This is a genomic window from Streptomyces sp. NPDC001941, from assembly GCF_040296945.1.
Taxonomy (GTDB): Bacteria; Actinomycetota; Actinomycetes; order Streptomycetales; family Streptomycetaceae; genus Streptomyces.
On the sequence record NZ_JBEOYE010000002.1, the window covers coordinates 251001 to 265232 of the forward strand.

At 73.1% G+C, this 14232-nt stretch carries 17 protein-coding genes, 1 tRNA gene and 1 riboswitch; of the genes, 7 read left to right on the top strand and 11 right to left on the bottom strand.

Annotated elements, in window-relative coordinates; genetic code table 11:
- Nucleotides 1–15 precede the first annotated feature (15 nt).
- Nucleotides 16–828 (bottom strand): class E sortase, encoded by an 813-nt coding sequence (locus ABT160_RS03145; RefSeq protein WP_351642766.1) that lies wholly within the window; start codon nt 826–828, stop codon nt 16–18.
- Nucleotides 829–941: 113 nt separating this feature from the next.
- Here ABT160_RS03145 and ABT160_RS03150 point away from each other — a divergent pair, with 113 nt between their 5' ends.
- From ABT160_RS03150 to ABT160_RS03165, 4 genes are all read left to right on the top strand, one after another.
- Complete coding sequence (locus ABT160_RS03150) at nt 942–1943, top strand: tetratricopeptide repeat protein (protein WP_351642769.1); 1002 nt, start codon at nt 942–944, stop codon at nt 1941–1943.
- Between the two features lie 139 nt (nt 1944–2082).
- Nucleotides 2083–2550 carry a hypothetical protein gene (locus ABT160_RS03155; protein WP_351642771.1) on the top strand — a complete coding sequence of 156 codons (468 nt, stop codon included), beginning with the start codon at nt 2083–2085 and terminating at the stop codon, nt 2548–2550.
- Between the two features lie 13 nt (nt 2551–2563).
- Entirely contained in the window at nt 2564–2806 is a 243-nt protein-coding gene (locus tag ABT160_RS03160) for a hypothetical protein (protein WP_351642773.1), read from the top strand.
- Between the two features lie 39 nt (nt 2807–2845).
- Nucleotides 2846–3154: a hypothetical protein gene (locus ABT160_RS03165; RefSeq protein ID WP_351642776.1), complete on the top strand. Its 309-nt coding sequence runs from the start codon at nt 2846–2848 to the stop codon at nt 3152–3154.
- Between the two features lie 91 nt (nt 3155–3245).
- Here ABT160_RS03165 and ABT160_RS03170 read toward each other — a convergent pair whose 3' ends face one another.
- The 5 genes from ABT160_RS03170 to ABT160_RS03190 all read right to left on the bottom strand — a co-directional run bounded on the left by ABT160_RS03170 (nt 3246) and on the right by ABT160_RS03190 (nt 8143).
- Nucleotides 3246–4550, bottom strand: a complete 1305-nt coding sequence (locus ABT160_RS03170; protein ID WP_351642778.1) for a DUF445 domain-containing protein — start codon at nt 4548–4550, stop codon at nt 3246–3248.
- A 142-nt stretch (nt 4551–4692) separates the two neighbouring features.
- Nucleotides 4693–5406 carry a DUF1707 SHOCT-like domain-containing protein gene (locus tag ABT160_RS03175; protein ID WP_351642781.1) on the bottom strand — a complete coding sequence of 238 codons (714 nt, stop codon included), beginning with the start codon at nt 5404–5406 and terminating at the stop codon, nt 4693–4695.
- Nucleotides 5407–5415: 9 nt separating this feature from the next.
- A complete protein-coding gene (locus ABT160_RS03180; RefSeq protein ID WP_351642784.1) occupies nt 5416–6474 on the bottom strand; it encodes an ABC transporter ATP-binding protein in 1059 nt (352 codons plus the stop codon).
- Nucleotides 6475–6513: 39 nt separating this feature from the next.
- Nucleotides 6514–7350, bottom strand: coding sequence for an ABC transporter permease (locus tag ABT160_RS03185; protein WP_502984152.1), 837 nt, complete (start codon nt 7348–7350; stop codon nt 6514–6516).
- On the bottom strand, nt 7343–8143 hold the full coding sequence (locus ABT160_RS03190) for an ABC transporter permease (protein ID WP_351643055.1): 801 nt from the start codon (nt 8141–8143) through the stop codon (nt 7343–7345). Before ABT160_RS03190 ends, ABT160_RS03185 begins: the two co-directional genes overlap by 8 nt.
- Nucleotides 8144–8408: 265 nt before the next feature.
- On the opposite strand from ABT160_RS03190, the gene ABT160_RS03195 reads away from it, so the two are divergent.
- Nucleotides 8409–10859 (top strand): transglycosylase domain-containing protein, encoded by a 2451-nt coding sequence (locus tag ABT160_RS03195; protein WP_351642786.1) that lies wholly within the window; start codon nt 8409–8411, stop codon nt 10857–10859.
- A gap of 38 nt (nt 10860–10897) precedes the next feature.
- Here ABT160_RS03195 and ABT160_RS03200 read toward each other — a convergent pair whose 3' ends face one another.
- From ABT160_RS03200 to ABT160_RS03210, 3 genes are all read right to left on the bottom strand, one after another.
- A complete protein-coding gene (locus tag ABT160_RS03200) occupies nt 10898–11218 on the bottom strand; it encodes a DMT family transporter (RefSeq protein ID WP_351642789.1) in 321 nt (106 codons plus the stop codon).
- 35 nt (nt 11219–11253) lie between these two features.
- Nucleotides 11254–11320: riboswitch (guanidine-III (ykkC-III) riboswitch) on the bottom strand.
- A gap of 95 nt (nt 11321–11415) precedes the next feature.
- Nucleotides 11416–11754 carry a GroES family chaperonin gene (locus ABT160_RS03205; RefSeq protein WP_351642791.1) on the bottom strand — a complete coding sequence of 113 codons (339 nt, stop codon included), beginning with the start codon at nt 11752–11754 and terminating at the stop codon, nt 11416–11418.
- 57 nt (nt 11755–11811) lie between these two features.
- Nucleotides 11812–12135, bottom strand: coding sequence for a DUF3618 domain-containing protein (locus ABT160_RS03210; protein ID WP_351642792.1), 324 nt, complete (start codon nt 12133–12135; stop codon nt 11812–11814).
- A 134-nt stretch (nt 12136–12269) separates the two neighbouring features.
- Here ABT160_RS03210 and bcp point away from each other — a divergent pair, with 134 nt between their 5' ends.
- On the top strand, nt 12270–12737 hold the full coding sequence (gene bcp, locus ABT160_RS03215) for a thioredoxin-dependent thiol peroxidase (RefSeq protein ID WP_351642793.1): 468 nt from the start codon (nt 12270–12272) through the stop codon (nt 12735–12737).
- 251 nt (nt 12738–12988) lie between these two features.
- Nucleotides 12989–13072, top strand: a tRNA-Leu gene (locus ABT160_RS03220).
- Nucleotides 13073–13089: 17 nt separating this feature from the next.
- Here the strand turns inward: ABT160_RS03220 and rdgB are convergent.
- Nucleotides 13090–13692: an RdgB/HAM1 family non-canonical purine NTP pyrophosphatase gene (gene rdgB / locus ABT160_RS03225; RefSeq protein ID WP_351642796.1), complete on the bottom strand. Its 603-nt coding sequence runs from the start codon at nt 13690–13692 to the stop codon at nt 13090–13092.
- A gap of 53 nt (nt 13693–13745) precedes the next feature.
- Entirely contained in the window at nt 13746–14129 is a 384-nt protein-coding gene (locus tag ABT160_RS03230; RefSeq protein WP_351642798.1) for a hypothetical protein, read from the bottom strand.
- Nucleotides 14130–14232: the final 103 nt, after the last annotated feature.

The window sequence follows — 14232 nt, forward strand, 5'->3', positions numbered from 1 at the left end:
CTCAGGCCCGGGGGCTCAGCCGCGCGGCTTCACGGCCTTGAGCGTGCCCCAGACGACGAGGCGGTAGGTGGAGGTGAACTCCGGGGTGCAGGTGGTGAGGGTCAGGTAGGTGCCGGGCCCCGCGTAGCCCCGCGAGGGGTGGACCAGGCTGCGGGGCACGGGGGCGATGACGCCGGTGTCCCGGGGGGAGGTCTGGGCGAGGGTGCTGTCGACGGCGTACGTGTAGACGGCCTCCCGGGTGCTCACCTCGACCAGGTCGCCCGGGCGGAGGCGGTTCACGTGGCGGAAGGGCTCGCCGTGGGTGTTGCGGTGCCCGGCGAGGGCGAAGTTGCCGGGGCGGCCGGGCGCGGCGGTGCCGGGGTAGTGCCCGGCGTACCCCTTGTCGAGCACGCCGCGCTTGCTGACGCCCTCGGCGACGGGGACGGTGAGGCCGAGGCGGGGGATGCGGAGGACGGCGTAGGCGTGGTCGGGCTCCTCGACGGCGCCCGGGGCCCGGGCCGACGGCACCGCACCTTCCCCCGCCTCCCCTTCCCCCTCCGGCACCCCGGACCCCTCCGGCACCCCGGAATCGGACGCCCCGCCCCCTTCCTCCTCTCCCTGCCCCACCCCCGGGTCCTCCTCCCACTGCCGCTCCAGGGCGTGCACGCCCTCGCGGGCCTCGGCGACGGCCTGGCGGTTGGTCCACCACAGCTGGTGGACGACGAGCAGCAGGACGACGACGCCGAGGGTGACGGTGACCTCGGCCCCGGCCCAGAGGCCGCGCGCGAGCCGGACGCGGCGGCGGGCGGCGGGGCCCTGGACGCGTACGGGGATCCGGGACGTTCGCACGGCGGCAAGATAGGCGGGAGGGCGCCAACTCGCCAGGGCCGCGCCGGGATCCGGTGGTCCGGGACCTGAACACCTCTGCGCCTGTCAGGGGGTACGGCAGTACGGTGTGGAGCATGCGCCCCGACACGCCTGCCGATCACACCACCGAAGCCGAGCGTCTGCTGCGCACCGCGGCGCAGTACCCGGAGGACCACGAACCGCTGCTGCTGCAAGCCGCGGCCCACCTGGAGCTGGCCGGTGACCGGCCCCGCGCCACGACCCTGTACGACGAGCTGCTGGCCGCCTCGCCGGACGACCCGCACCTGGTGAAGGCCCTGAAGGCGGCCAACCTGTGGGAGTACGGCCACGAGGCGGAGGCCCGCGCGATCATCGAGGGCGTGGTGGCCGCGGAGCCGCAGGACGCGCGGGCGTGGGAGGTGGTGGCCGAGACCCTGGAGTCGCACGACGAACTGGAGCGCGCGGAGGAGGTCTTCACGCGCGCGGCGACGCTGCTGCTGCCCGCCGGCCCGGACGAGCCCGTCCCCTACGCCACCCAGTCCCTGCTGGCCTCGCGGCACCGGGTGCGGCGGATGCTGGCCCTGCCGCACGACGAGGGCGACGCGCAGGCGGACCGGCTGCACCAGGGCGAGGTGGCCCTGGACGAACTCCACGACCCCAAGCGGCTGTGGGCCCTGGGCTCCTCGGACCCGGGCGAGCTGAAGGCGGAGATCGCCCGGCTGCGCAGCGAGCTGGGCACGTACCGCACGGCACTGTCGCGGCCGTTCCCGGTGGCGGTGCTGCACTGGCCGGCGGAGGAACTGGCGGAACTCCTGGCGGCGTACCCGGAGCTGGAGTCGGAGTACCCCACGCACGAGGCGCACCTGACGGACATCGAGGCGTCCCTGCGCGAACTCGCGGCGGCGGGCACCCCGAACCTGGGCATCGTCACGGCCACGGTCCCGAGCTACGAGGCCTTCGCCGCCTCCGAGTCCACCTCCCCCTCCCACCCGGACCTGCTCCCCCAGTACGCCACCACCCTCGCCGCCCGCGCCCGCGCCACCCCTTGGCCCCCGCCCCGGGGGGCGTCGTGCTGGTGCGGGTCGGGGAGGGGGTACGGGGGGTGCCACGGGGTGTGACGCCCCCGTGACAGGAAGGGTTCTGCTTCACCCTCGGTGGTGATCTTCTGTCACCGGGGCGTCACCCGGGGCTTCGTCGCGCGGGGTGGGCGGAAGGACGTCGGCGTACGTCCACCGTCCCCACCCCGATCGGAGCCCCATGCGCCGAGTCGTCCGCCGTCTCCACGTCGTCCTCGCCGCCGTCGCCCTCGTCGCGACCGCCGCCGGGCCCGCCGCCGCGAGCGCGGTCGGGTACGCCAAAGTCGTCGGGTTCTGCCAGGACTTCAGGGGCACGACGCTGTGCGCCCCCGTGACGACCCTGGGGCACTTCGTGCAGGGCAGGGGCCGGACCATCACGCGGCAAGAGGCCTCGGTGCAGGACATCGCCGGCGGGGACAGCGCGGGTGGGCGGTGGTGCCACTGGCGCATCGACTGGCGCTACACCGACATCGAGGGCCGGACCTACCGGGTCAGCAAGGGGCCGGTGCACCGGCGGTGCGACTGGCTCGGGTCCATCGGCCGTGTCGACAGGACGAAGCGCACGTTGAAGCACTACGGCAAGGCTTGCGCGGACTTCCACGTGGCTGGCGAGAGGCGCGCTTCCCAGTGCCACTACATCACCAAGTGAGTGGAGCACCCCCATGGCCGACCGCCCCCTGAACTCCCTGCAGTCCCGCACCCTGCGGTGGCTGCTCCTCATCTGCCTCTGCGGCGTGGCCGCGGGCCTCGCCGCGCCCGTCCTGCTGGGCGCCGTGCTGCCCGCGCACGTCTACCGCGACGTACCCGACGGCGCGGTCTTCTGGGCCGTCGTGGTCCTCGCCGCGGCGCTCTGCGCCCTCATCGCCGTACGGACCCGCCGTCGGCGTGGGGGTGGTGCCGGTTAGGCTCGCGGGGCCCAGACGCTTCGGTCGAAGGAGACCCTCATGCCCCGCATCCCCGCATCCCTCCCCGCCGCCGCCGGTCTCCTCGGTGGTTACGGGGTCGCCCGGTGGAGCGGGAAGCGGGAGCTCGGTGGGGTGGTGCTGGCCATCGGGGGTGGGCTGGCCGCGCGGGAGTGGGGGCGCAGGGGCGGGGTCGCGGCCGCCGTCGGGATGAGTGCGCTGTACGTGGGCGCCTTCGGCGGGTCCCATCCGCTGGCGAAGAAGCTCGGCGCCTGGCCCTCCGTGTTCGCCGTCACCGGGGGTGTCGTCGCCGCCTCCGTCCTGGTGGAGCGGCGCGAGCGGGCCGCCTAGGGCCGCGCCGGGCCCGTCGCCTGAACCGGCCTCCTCACCCGGGGCCCGGGCCAGATCGCTGCCCGGGCCCGCCGCCCGGCGGCAACAGGTCCTAAGCCCCCAGCCCCCGCGACACCGTGTAGATCAGCAGGCCCGCCAGGGCGCCCACCACCGTGCCGTTGATGCGGATGAACTGCAGGTCCCGGCCGATGTGCGCCTCGATCTTCTTCGACGTCTGGTCCGCGTCCCAGCTCGCCACCGTGTCGCTGATCAGCGACGTGATCTCGGTGCGGTAGGTGGTCACCACGTACACCGCCGCGTCCTCCAGCCAGCCCTCCAGCTTCGACTGGAGCTTGCCGTCGGTGGCCAGGCGGGAGCCGAGGGAGAGCAGGGACGAGCGGGCCCTGCGGCGCAGTTCGCTCTGCTCGTCCTCCGCCGCCGCCATCACCATCCCCCGTACCGACGCCCACGCCGACGCGATGATGTCCTGCACCTCCGGGCGGGTGAGCAGGTCCGACTTCAGGCGCTCCACCCGGGCCCGGGTGTCCGTGTCGCCCTGGAGGTCCGCCGCGAAGTCCGTCAGGAAGCGGTCGATCGCGCCGCGCGCCGGGTGCTCCGGCATGTCCCGCATCTCGGTGACGAAGCGCAGGAGCTCCTTGTAGACCCGTTCGCCCACCTTCTTGTCGACGAAGCGGGGCGTCCAGCCGGGCGCGCCGCCCTGCACCGCGTCCATCACCGAGTCCGCGTGCTCCACCAGCCAGCCGTGCGCCCGGGCGCACACCAGGTCCACGGCCCGGTGGTGCGCCCCGTCGGCCACCACCTTCTCCAGGGTCTTGCCGACGCCCGGCGCCACCTCCGCGGTGTCCGCCCTGCGGGTGATCGCCTCGCCGACGACCGCCTGCACGTCGGAGTCGCGCAGCACCGTCAGGGCGCCGCGCAGGGCCGTCGCGAGTTCGGCGGTCACCCGGTCCGCGTTGCGCGGCTCGGCCAGCCAGGCGCCGAGCCGGCCGCCGATGCCGAGGGCGTGCAGCCGGGTCCGCACCACCTCGCCGGAGAGGAAGTTCTCCCCCACGAACGAGCCCAGCGACGCCCCCAGCTGGTCCTTCTTCGTCGGGATGATCGCGGTGTGCGGGATCGGCAGGCCCAGCGGGCGCCGGAACAGCGCGGTGACCGCGAACCAGTCCGCCAGGGCGCCCACCATGCCGGCCTCCGCCGCCGCCGCGACGTACCCCGGCCAGCCCGTCCAGCCCGCGTGCTCCGCCCAGGTCGCCAGTACGTACACCACCGCGACCAGGAGCAGCAGCCCGGTGGCCGTCGCCTTCATCCGGCGCACCCCGCGGCGCTTCTCCTCGTCGGCCTCGGTGTACGAGAAGGCGACCAGCGGCTTCGGCGCCTGGCCCCGCTCCGTACGGCTCATTCCGTCCCGCCCGTCCGCTCTCGTACCGTGTTCCGTCGTCTCGTCCCTACCTCAGGGACTCCCGGGGCGCACGTCGAGTTCCCGGCCGGGCGAGTGTTCCCGGCCGGGCGAGCGGCGAACGGGGGAACGCCGGCGGGGAACGTCAGCCGAGTTCCCTGCGGTCCCGCTTCTCCAGCTTCCCCCACTTGTCCGACCGCTCCCGCTGCTCCAGCTTCTCCAGGCGGGCCTGCTCCCTCAGCCTGAGCTTCTCGGCCCTGCGCAGCTTGCGGTCCACCCCGATGCCGCCCATCAGGGCGAAGCCGGTGATCCGCACCCGCGGCGAGCCCGGCGTGCCCGCGCCCGCGCCCCCGTCGTCGAAGCCGCCCATGATCCCGAACCCGCTGACCTGCACGTCCAGGTCCGGCGGCACGATGACCTGGATGCCGCCCATCACCGCGAAGCACCGGATGACCACCTCGCGGTCCTCGAAGTCGGCCTCGCGCAGGTCGATCTCGCCGCCCGCCTGGAGGACCACCGCGGTGAACTCGCGCGGCACCGTCCACCGGCCCTTGCGCCCGAAGCCGCTCCAGAACGCGAACGCGCCCCGGGAGGTGGGCCGCCCGCCGATCCGGGCCGCCCAGTCCCCCGCCTCCGGCGCCACCGCGGGCACCCCGGGCGCGGCCGTCCCCGTGGGCGCGGGCAGGTCGCGCACGAGCGGTTCGAGCTCCGCGTGGGTGCGGGCCAGGTAGGCCGCCTCCAGGCGCTCCTCGAACTCCTTCATGTCCAGGCGGCCCTCGGCCACCGCGTCGCGCAGCCGCTCGGCGATCCGCTCGCGCTCGGCGTCGGAGGCCCGCATCTCCGGGAGCTCGTTCGTCATACGAACAGATTAAACCGGGTCCGGGCCGGAACGGTCGCCGTCCGAACGACCTTCGCCCACAGGGGCCTTGGAGTCGGGGCCGTGCGCCCCGGCGCCCCGCGGCCCCCCGTACCCCTCCTCGTACATCTTCGCGATCACCGCCTCGATGTCCGGCTCCCGCACCGACAGGTCCACCAGCGGGTACTCCGCCGCGATCCGCGCCACCAGCGGCGCCGCCGACTGCGAGGCGGGGAAGGCCAGCCACTGGCGCGGGCCCTCCGTCCGCACCGGGCGCACCGGGCCGAAGGCGATCGGCGGGACCTCCCGCTCCAGGTCCACCACCAGGGTCCGTTCGCTCGCCCCCACCTCGTGCAGCCCGGACAGCGCGCCGTCGTACACCAGGCGCCCGTGGTCGATCACCATCACGCGCTTGCACAGCTGCTCGATGTCGGTGAGGTCGTGGGTGGTGAGCAGGACGGTGGTGCCGCGCTCGGCGTTGAGGTCGCGCAGGAACTCCCTGACCTTCGCCTTGGAGACCACGTCGAGGCCGATCGTCGGCTCGTCCAGGTAAAGCACCTCGGGGTCGTGCAGCAGCGCCGCCGCGATGTCGCCGCGCATCCGCTGGCCGAGCGAGAGCTGGCGGACCGGTACGTCCAGCAGGGCGGCCAGGTCGAGGAGTTCGACGCAGCGGTCGAGGTTCTCGCGGAAGCGGTCGTCGGGGATCCGGTACATCCGGTGCACCAGGCGGTAGGAGTCGCGCAGCGGCAGGTCCCACCACAGGGTGGTGCGCTGGCCGAAGACGACGCCGATGCGGCGGGCCAGCCGGGTGCGCTCGCGGGAGGGGTCGATGCCTGCGACGCGCAGCCGCCCGCCGCTGGGGGTGAGGATGCCGGTGAGCATCTTGATGGTGGTCGACTTGCCCGCGCCGTTGGGGCCGATGTAGCCGACCACCTCGCCGCGCGGCACGGTGAAGCTGATCCCGTCGACGGCGCGCACCTCGTGCCGCTCGCGCCGCAGGCGCCCGGCGCGGCGGCGGACCCGGAACACCTTCTCCACGCCGTCGAGTTCGATGAAGTCGGTGCTGGTCACGGTGGGTTCCCCCAGGGGTGCGGAGTGGGCACGGGCGGCTCAGCTGCCGGTGCTGCGGTACGAGCGCAGGGCGACCCGCCACGCGAGCCCGGCCGCCGTGCAGCAGGCCAGGGCCACCGGCAGGGACAGGAAGGCGGCCCAGCCGGGGACGCCGGGCGGGGCCGGGCGGCCCAGGACGTACAGCGCGGGCAGCCAGTTGACGAAGGCCAGCGGTACGACGTAGACGACGCCGCGCACCAGGTCCTTCGCGAAGATGGTGGGCGGGTACTGGAGCAGCGTGTTGCCGCCGTAGGTGAAGGAGTTGACGACCTCGGAGGCGTCCTGGGCCCAGAACTGGAAGGCGGCGCCCGCGACCATCACGGCCGCGTAGATCAGCGCCCCGAAGAGCACCGTGCAGGGCACCAGGGCGATCCGCGCGGGCGTCCAGTCGACGTCCAGGACGACCAGCGACCAGACCAGGACGAGGAGCCCCTGGGTGACCCGGCCGAGGCGGCGCGGGGCGAAGTGGTCGGCGGCGACCTGCGCGAGCACCGGGACGGGCCGCACGAGGAGGGTGTCGAAGGTGCCGTCGCGCACCCGGCGGCCGAGCCGGTTGGCCTGGCCCAAGGTGAGGTCGGCGAGGCCGAAGGAGGTGCCGGTGGTGCCGTAGAGGAAGGCGACCTCCGGGAAGGAGAACCCGCCGAGGCCCTTGACCTGGCTGAACATCAGGACGATGACGACGAAGTCGAAGAGGGTCGCGGTGAAGTTGGCGAACAGGGTCATCGCGAAGGAGAAGCGGTAGGCCAGGGCGGAGCGGATCCACATCCCGGCGATCATCCGGTACGTACGCCAGGAGTCCGCCGTCGTCGCGAGCGCACCCGTGCCGGGCTCAGCCACCCTGGACCACCACCCGGCGCGTCGCGACCGCCTGGACGAGCCGGCCGAGGGCGAGCAGGGCGACGGCCCAGGCCAGCTGGAAGCCGTACGCCCGCGCCAGCGCCCAGCCGGTGCGCTTCTCCAGGAAGACGTCGGCGGGCAGCTGGAGCATCGAGGCCCAGGGCAGCGCCCGCGCCACCTCGCCGAGCAGCCCGGGGAAGACGGTGAGCGGCAGCAGCATCCCGGAGAAGAACACCCCGGACAGCCAGGCGACCTGGGCCGCGCCCGCCCCGTCCATCAGCCAGAAGGCGCTGAGCGCGACCAGGTACCAGATGCCGAAGCTGACCGTCGCGCCGAGGAGCACGGCCAGCAGGAAGGCCGGCCAGGTGGTCCAGTGCGAGGGCAGCGCCAGGTCGAAGACCAGGCTGCCGAAGACCATCGGGAGCACTCCGCGGCCGAGCAGCTGGAAGGCCCCGCGGCCCAGGCTGGTGGCGAGCCACCAGAGCTGGAGGTCGGCGGGGCGGTAGAGGTCGACCGCGATGTCGCCGGTCCTGATCCGCTCCATCAGCTCGTCCTCGAAGCCGCCGCCCATCAGGCCGACCACGGCGATCAGGCCCTGGCCCACCCAGACGAAGGACAGCGCCTCGGAGACGTCGTAGCCGCCGAGCGCCGGGCGCTCGTGCCACAGGGCGGTGTAGGTGTACGCCAGGATGAATCCGAACACGGTGTTCGTGAAGACCCCCGCCGCGGTGGCCGTGCGATAGGTGGCGTGGCGGCGGAAGCCGCCCGCGGCGACGAGCGCGTACAGGCGCAGCACCCGGGGTTCCTCTCGACGACGGGGCAGGTGGGACCGCACGGGGCGGGTGCGGCGGGGCCCCTTCGGGCAGGGGCGGGCGGACTCCGGTGGAGTGGAGCCGGCGAAATCGGCAAGGGGCGACCGAGGGCGGTCGCGACGAAGCCCACGACCCTAGACCCGTGACCGGCGGTGCCGCGACCGGTTTTCCCGGGAGAGGGCGTGCACTATGTGGGGGGACCACGCGAATCGCCCGATAACAGGACCTTCTCCGGGAGCGCCACACATGAGCGACGAGCCACAGCAGCAGGGCTGGGAGCCCCGGGACCCCACGGTCGCGGGCTCCCCCGACGGGGGCCGCCCCGGAGGGAAGGCCAAGCGCAGGCGCACGGGCTGGCGGCGGCTGCTGCCGACCTGGCGGATGCTGCTGGGCGCCCTGGTGCTGGGCGTGCTGCTGCTGGTGGGCGGCTTCCTGGCCGGGTACCTGCTGGTGGACATCCCGGCGGCCAACTCGGCGGCCACCGCGCAGTCGAACGTGTACCTGTACGACGACGGCTCGCTGATCGCCAGGGACGGCGACGTGAACCGCGAGAACGTGAAGCTGGCGCAGATCCCGCTGACCGTGCAGCACGCCGTACTGGCCGCGGAGGACAGGGACTTCTACTCGGAGCGGGCGGTCGACCCCAAGGCGATGGTCCGGGCCGCCTGGAACACCCTGACGGGCAAGGGCAAGCAGTCCGGCTCGACCATCACCCAGCAGTACGTGAAGAACTACTACCTGGGCCAGGAGCAGACGGTCAGCCGCAAGGTGAAGGAGTTCTTCATCGCGATCAAGCTCAACCGCGAGGAGAGCAAGGAGTCCATCCTGGAGGGCTACCTCAACACCAGCTACTTCGGCCGCAACGCGTACGGCATCCAGGCCGCCGCCCAGGCGTACTACGGCAAGGACGTGGAGGACCTGAACACCGCCCAGGGCGCCTACCTCGCCTCGCTCCTGAACGCGCCCAGCGCCTTCGACGTGGCCACCCACCCGGAGAACAAGCCCCGGGCGCTGGCCCGCTGGAACTACACGCTGGACGGCATGGTCAAGGAGAAGTGGCTGGGCGCGGCCGAGCGGGCGCGGACCACGTTCCCCGCGCCGCAGACCGCCAAGCCGGCCACCGGCCTGTCCGGCCAGCGCGGCTACATCGTGCAGGCCGTCGAGGAGTACCTGACCAGCCACAAGGTCATCGACGACAACACGCTGGCGGCGGGCGGCTACCGGATCACCACGACGCTGCAGAAGAAGAAGCAGGACGCGTTCGTGAAGGCGGCGGACGAGCAGGTCATCGACAAGCTGGACCGGGACGACAAGGACGACCGCAACGTGCGGGTGGGCGGCGCGTCCATCGACCCGGCGAGCGGCAAGGTCGTGGCGATGTACGGCGGCATCGACTACACGAAGCAGTACGTCAACAACGCCACGCGCCGCGACTACCAGGTGGGCTCGACGTTCAAGCCGTTCGTCTTCACCTCGGCCGTGCAGAACGGCTCGACCACCCAGGACGGCCGCACGATCACCCCGAACACGGTCTACGACGGCACCAACAAGCGCCCGGTGCAGGGCTGGGACGGCGGCAGCTACGCGCCGGAGAACGAGGACCAGCAGTCGTACGGCCCGGTCTCGGTGCGCACCGCCATGGACCGGTCGGTGAACGCGGTCTTCGCGCAGATGGCCGTGGACGTGGGCTCGGCGAAGGTGAAGCGGACGGCGGTGGACCTGGGCCTGCCCGCGGACACCCCGGACCTCAACCCCTCGCCGTCGATCGCGCTCGGCCCGGCCACCGCGAGCGTGCTGGACATGACGCAGGCGTACGCGACGCTGGCCAACCACGGCAAGCACGGCGCGTACACGCTGGTGGCGAAGGTCTCCAAGGACGGCGAGGACGTCGAACTGCCGTCGGACGAGCCGGAGCAGGCGGTGAGCCGGGAGGCGGCCGACACCACGACGCAGATCCTGCGGGGCGTGGTCGAGGGCGGCACCGGCACGGCGGCGCGCGAGGCGGGCCACCCGGCGGCCGGCAAGACCGGTACGGCGGAGGAGGACAAGGCGGCCTGGTTCGCGGGCTACACGCCGAACCTGGCGACGGTGGTGGCGGTGATGGGCCAGGACCCGGACACCGGCGCGCAGAAGCCGCTGTACGGGGCGCTGGGGCAGCAGCGCATCAACGGCGGCGGGGAACCCGCGCGGATCTGGGCGCAGTTCACCGGGGCGGCCCTGGAGGGCACCGAGCCCCAGGACTTCGACCTGGAACTGGAGGACGGCGCCGACGAGCCGCAGGTCCAGCCGCAGGAGCCGGGCGACGAGGGCGGCCGGACGGACGGCGGCCAGGCGCAGGGCGGCCAGGACCAGGGGGGCCAGGACCAAGGCGGCCAGGACCAGGGTGGTCAGGCGCAGGGCGGGCAGGACCAGGGCGGCCAGGCACAGGGCGGGCAGCAGGGCGGCCAGGACCAAGGGGGCCAGGCCCAGGGCGGTCAGCAAGGCGGGCAGCAGGGCGGCCAGCAAGGGGGCCAGCAGGGCGGCACCGCGGACGGCGGCCAGGACGGCGGGACGGCCGACGGCGGCCAGCAGGGCGGAACGGCGGACGGCGGCCGGGACGGCGGCGCGGACGGCGGCAGCCAGCAGGGCGGCGGCGCGGACGGCGGGGCACCGGGCAACAAGCCGGCCCGCTCAGGCCGGTCCCCCTCGGCACGCTGAGCACGCTGAGGGGGACCGGCCGGCGCGGGCCGCGCGGGTCAGTGGCCGCTGGTCGCCTTGAGGCCGACCACGGCGACCAGGAGCAGGACGACGAAGAAGATCCGGGCGGCGGTGGCGGGCTCGCCGAGCACCACCATGCCGAGCACCGCCGCACCGGCCGCGCCGATGCCGACCCACACGCCGTAGGCGGTGCCGATGGGCAGGGACTTCGCGGCCTGCGAGAGCAGCATCATCGAGGCGACGATGCCGAGGCCGGTGAACACACTGGGCCAGAGCCGGGTGAAGCCTTCGGTGTACTTCATTCCGATCGACCAGCCGACCTCGAGCAGACCGGCGACGACGAGCAGGAACCAGGCCATGGGGAGCACCTCCGGGACGCGGACACTTCTTGCGGGGTGCGTCGTCTTGTCCTGACCCGGTACGACGCGTCTCGTCGGGGTGCTCGTCCACCCTAGCAAAGGGCAGGCAAAAGGCCTGGTGACACCGGTCACCAGGCCTCTTCGCGAACCGCGTACGCCACCGCGCCACGGCGTTACCGCACTACAGCGCTACCGCACTACAGGTAGAGCCCCGTGGAGTCCTCGGAGCCCTCGAAGCGGTCCGCGGCCACCGCGTGCAGGTCCCGCTCGCGCATCAGGACGTACGCCACGCCCCGCACCTCGACCTCGGCGCGGTCCTCGGGGTCGTACAGCACCCGGTCGCCGGGCTCCACCGTGCGCACGTTCTGCCCGACCGCGACGACCTCGGCCCAGGCCAGCCGGCGCCCGACGGCCGCGGTCGCGGGGATCAGGATGCCGCCGCCGGAGCGCCGCTCGCCCTCGGGCGTGTCGGTGCGCACCAGCACGCGGTCGTGGAGCATCCGGATGGGCAGCTTGTCGTGCGTGTTCTCGCTCACGCCCAGAAACCTACCGGTCCCGCCGCGATCCGTAAGCCCCAGGGGCTTCCGTCCGGCTCAGGCCCGGCGGCGGCGGGCGGAGGAGACGACGAGGAGGCCCACGACGCCGACGACCACCAGGGCCACCGGGACCAGGCGCTCCAGGCGCGGGGCGCCCTGCTCGTCGGTGAAGCGGGACTTCACGTCGGTGACGGCGCGGTTGGCGGCGACGAAGGCGCGTCCGGCGGTCTCGTCGACCGTGGACGCCACCTTGGCCTTGGCGTCCCCGATGATCGTCCTGGGGTGCACGCGCACGCCGATCTCGTCGAGCGTGACGGCGAGCTGGTCGCGCCGGCGGACGATGTCCGCCTCGATCTGCGCAGGGGTCCTGGCGTCCGACACCGCGCTGCCTCCGTGGTCGTGTGGGTCCTGATGGCTGGGTCCTGGTCGACAGTCTGTCAGCTCACCGCGCGGACCACTGTCACAGACCCCCATTAGGCTCTGACGGCGTACGCCCCACACTTGCGAGGAGAGCCATGAGCGAGCGACTTCAGCCCGGCGACACCGCCCCGGCCTTCACCCTGCCCGACGCGGACGGGAACGAGGTCTCCCTCGCGGACCACAAGGGCCGCAAGGTCATCGTCTACTTCTACCCGGCCGCGCTCACCCCGGGCTGCACCAAGCAGGCCTGCGATTTCACGGACAACCTGGAGCTGCTGGCGGGCGCGGGGTACGACGTCATCGGCGTCTCGCCGGACAAGCCGGAGAAGCTGGCGAAGTTCCGCGAGAAGGAGTCCCTGAAGGTGACGCTGGTGGGCGACCCGGAGAAGAAGGTCCTGGAGGCCTACGGCGCGTACGGCGAGAAGAAGCTGTACGGGAAGGTCGTCACCGGTGTCATCCGCTCGACGGTGGTCGTGGACGAGGACGGCAAGGTCGAGCGCGCGCTGTACAACGTGAAGGCGACCGGGCACGTCGCCAAGATCATCAAGGACCTGGGGATCTAGGACCTGTCCGGTCGATCATGCCGGCATCGGTGCCGGGTGGCTTCTGGTCCGGGTGAGCGGTGGCTGGTGCGTGCGATCGCAAGGCGGAGGAGGGAGGCAACGCGGAGCGTTGTCGACCGACGACAACGCCGCGAGCGTGCGTGCCAGCCACCGCGGCCCAGGCGTGAGCGACCGGACAGGTCCTAGGCCCCGGGTTCCCGGGGCTCTCGCCCCGGGTGGGCCGCCCGGCCAGTAGCATGACCGGGCGGCAGGCGGCCGTGGTGGAATTGGCAGTCACGCTGGGTTTAGGTCCCAGTGGGTTAACACCCGTGGGGGTTCGAGTCCCCCCGGCCGCACTCGGAACGGTCGGCGTTCAGCCGACCAGCTCCCGTACGACGGGGACCAGCGCGCGGAAGGCCTGGCCCCGGTGGCTGATGGCGTTCTTCTGCTCCGGGGTCAGCTCGGCGCAGGTCTTGTCGTACCCCTCGGGCTGCAGGATCGGGTCGTAGCCGAAGCCGTGCGTGCCGGCGGGGGCGTGCCGCAGGGTGCCGAGCAGCCGCCCCTCGACGACGCGTTCGGTGCCGTCGGGCAGGGCGAGGGCGGCGGCGCACATGAAGTGGGCGCCGCGGTGCTCGTCGGCGATGTCGCCGAGCTGGGCGAGCAGCAGGTCGAGGTTGGCCCGGTCGTCGCCGTGGGTGCCGGACCAGCGGGCGGAGAAGATGCCGGGGGCGCCGTTCAGGACGTCCACGCACAGGCCGGAGTCGTCGGCGACCGCGGGCAGTCCGGTGGCCCTGGCCAGGGCGTGCGCCTTGAGCAGGGCGTTCTCGGCGAAGGTGACGCCGGTTTCCTTGACGTCGGGGACCTCGGGGTAGGCGTCGGCGCCCACCAGTTCGTGGCCGATCCCGGCCTCGGCGAGGATGGCGTGCAGTTCGGTGATCTTCCCGGCGTTGCGGGTGGCGAGGATCAGACGGGTCATGCCCCGATTATCCGCGAGCCGCGGCAGGACCCGCCCTCCCCCCGTGTCGCGGGCTACCCGGGGGTGCAGACCTTGCCGATCTCGCCGGCCGCGTCGGTGATCGGCTTGATGTCCGGGGTGGTGTCGCCGTTCTTCACGGCCGTGCGGACGCTGTCGACCCCCTTGCCGAGGTCGTCGACCGCCTTGGACAGGTCGGCGTCGCCGGTCCGGTTCTTGAGGTTGCCGAGCTCGGTGGAGATGGAGTCCAGGGCCTCGTCGATCTGCGTGACGTCGTTGCTCGCCGAGGAGACGGCCTGCTGGAGGTTGCCGACGCTGGTGGCGATGGCGTCGGCGGTACGGGCGCAGTCCAGCGCCTTGTCGAGGGCGCCGCAGCCGACGAGCCCGGTCAGGGCGGCGGCGGTGACGGCGGCGAGTGCGATGCGGCGCGTGGAACGCATGGACTGGTCCTCCCCAGGGTGTACGGACGGGCGCCCGGTTCGAACCGAGCGCCCGTGTACGGGAGGACGCCGTGCGGGGCCGCGGGGTTGCGGTGCCCGCCCG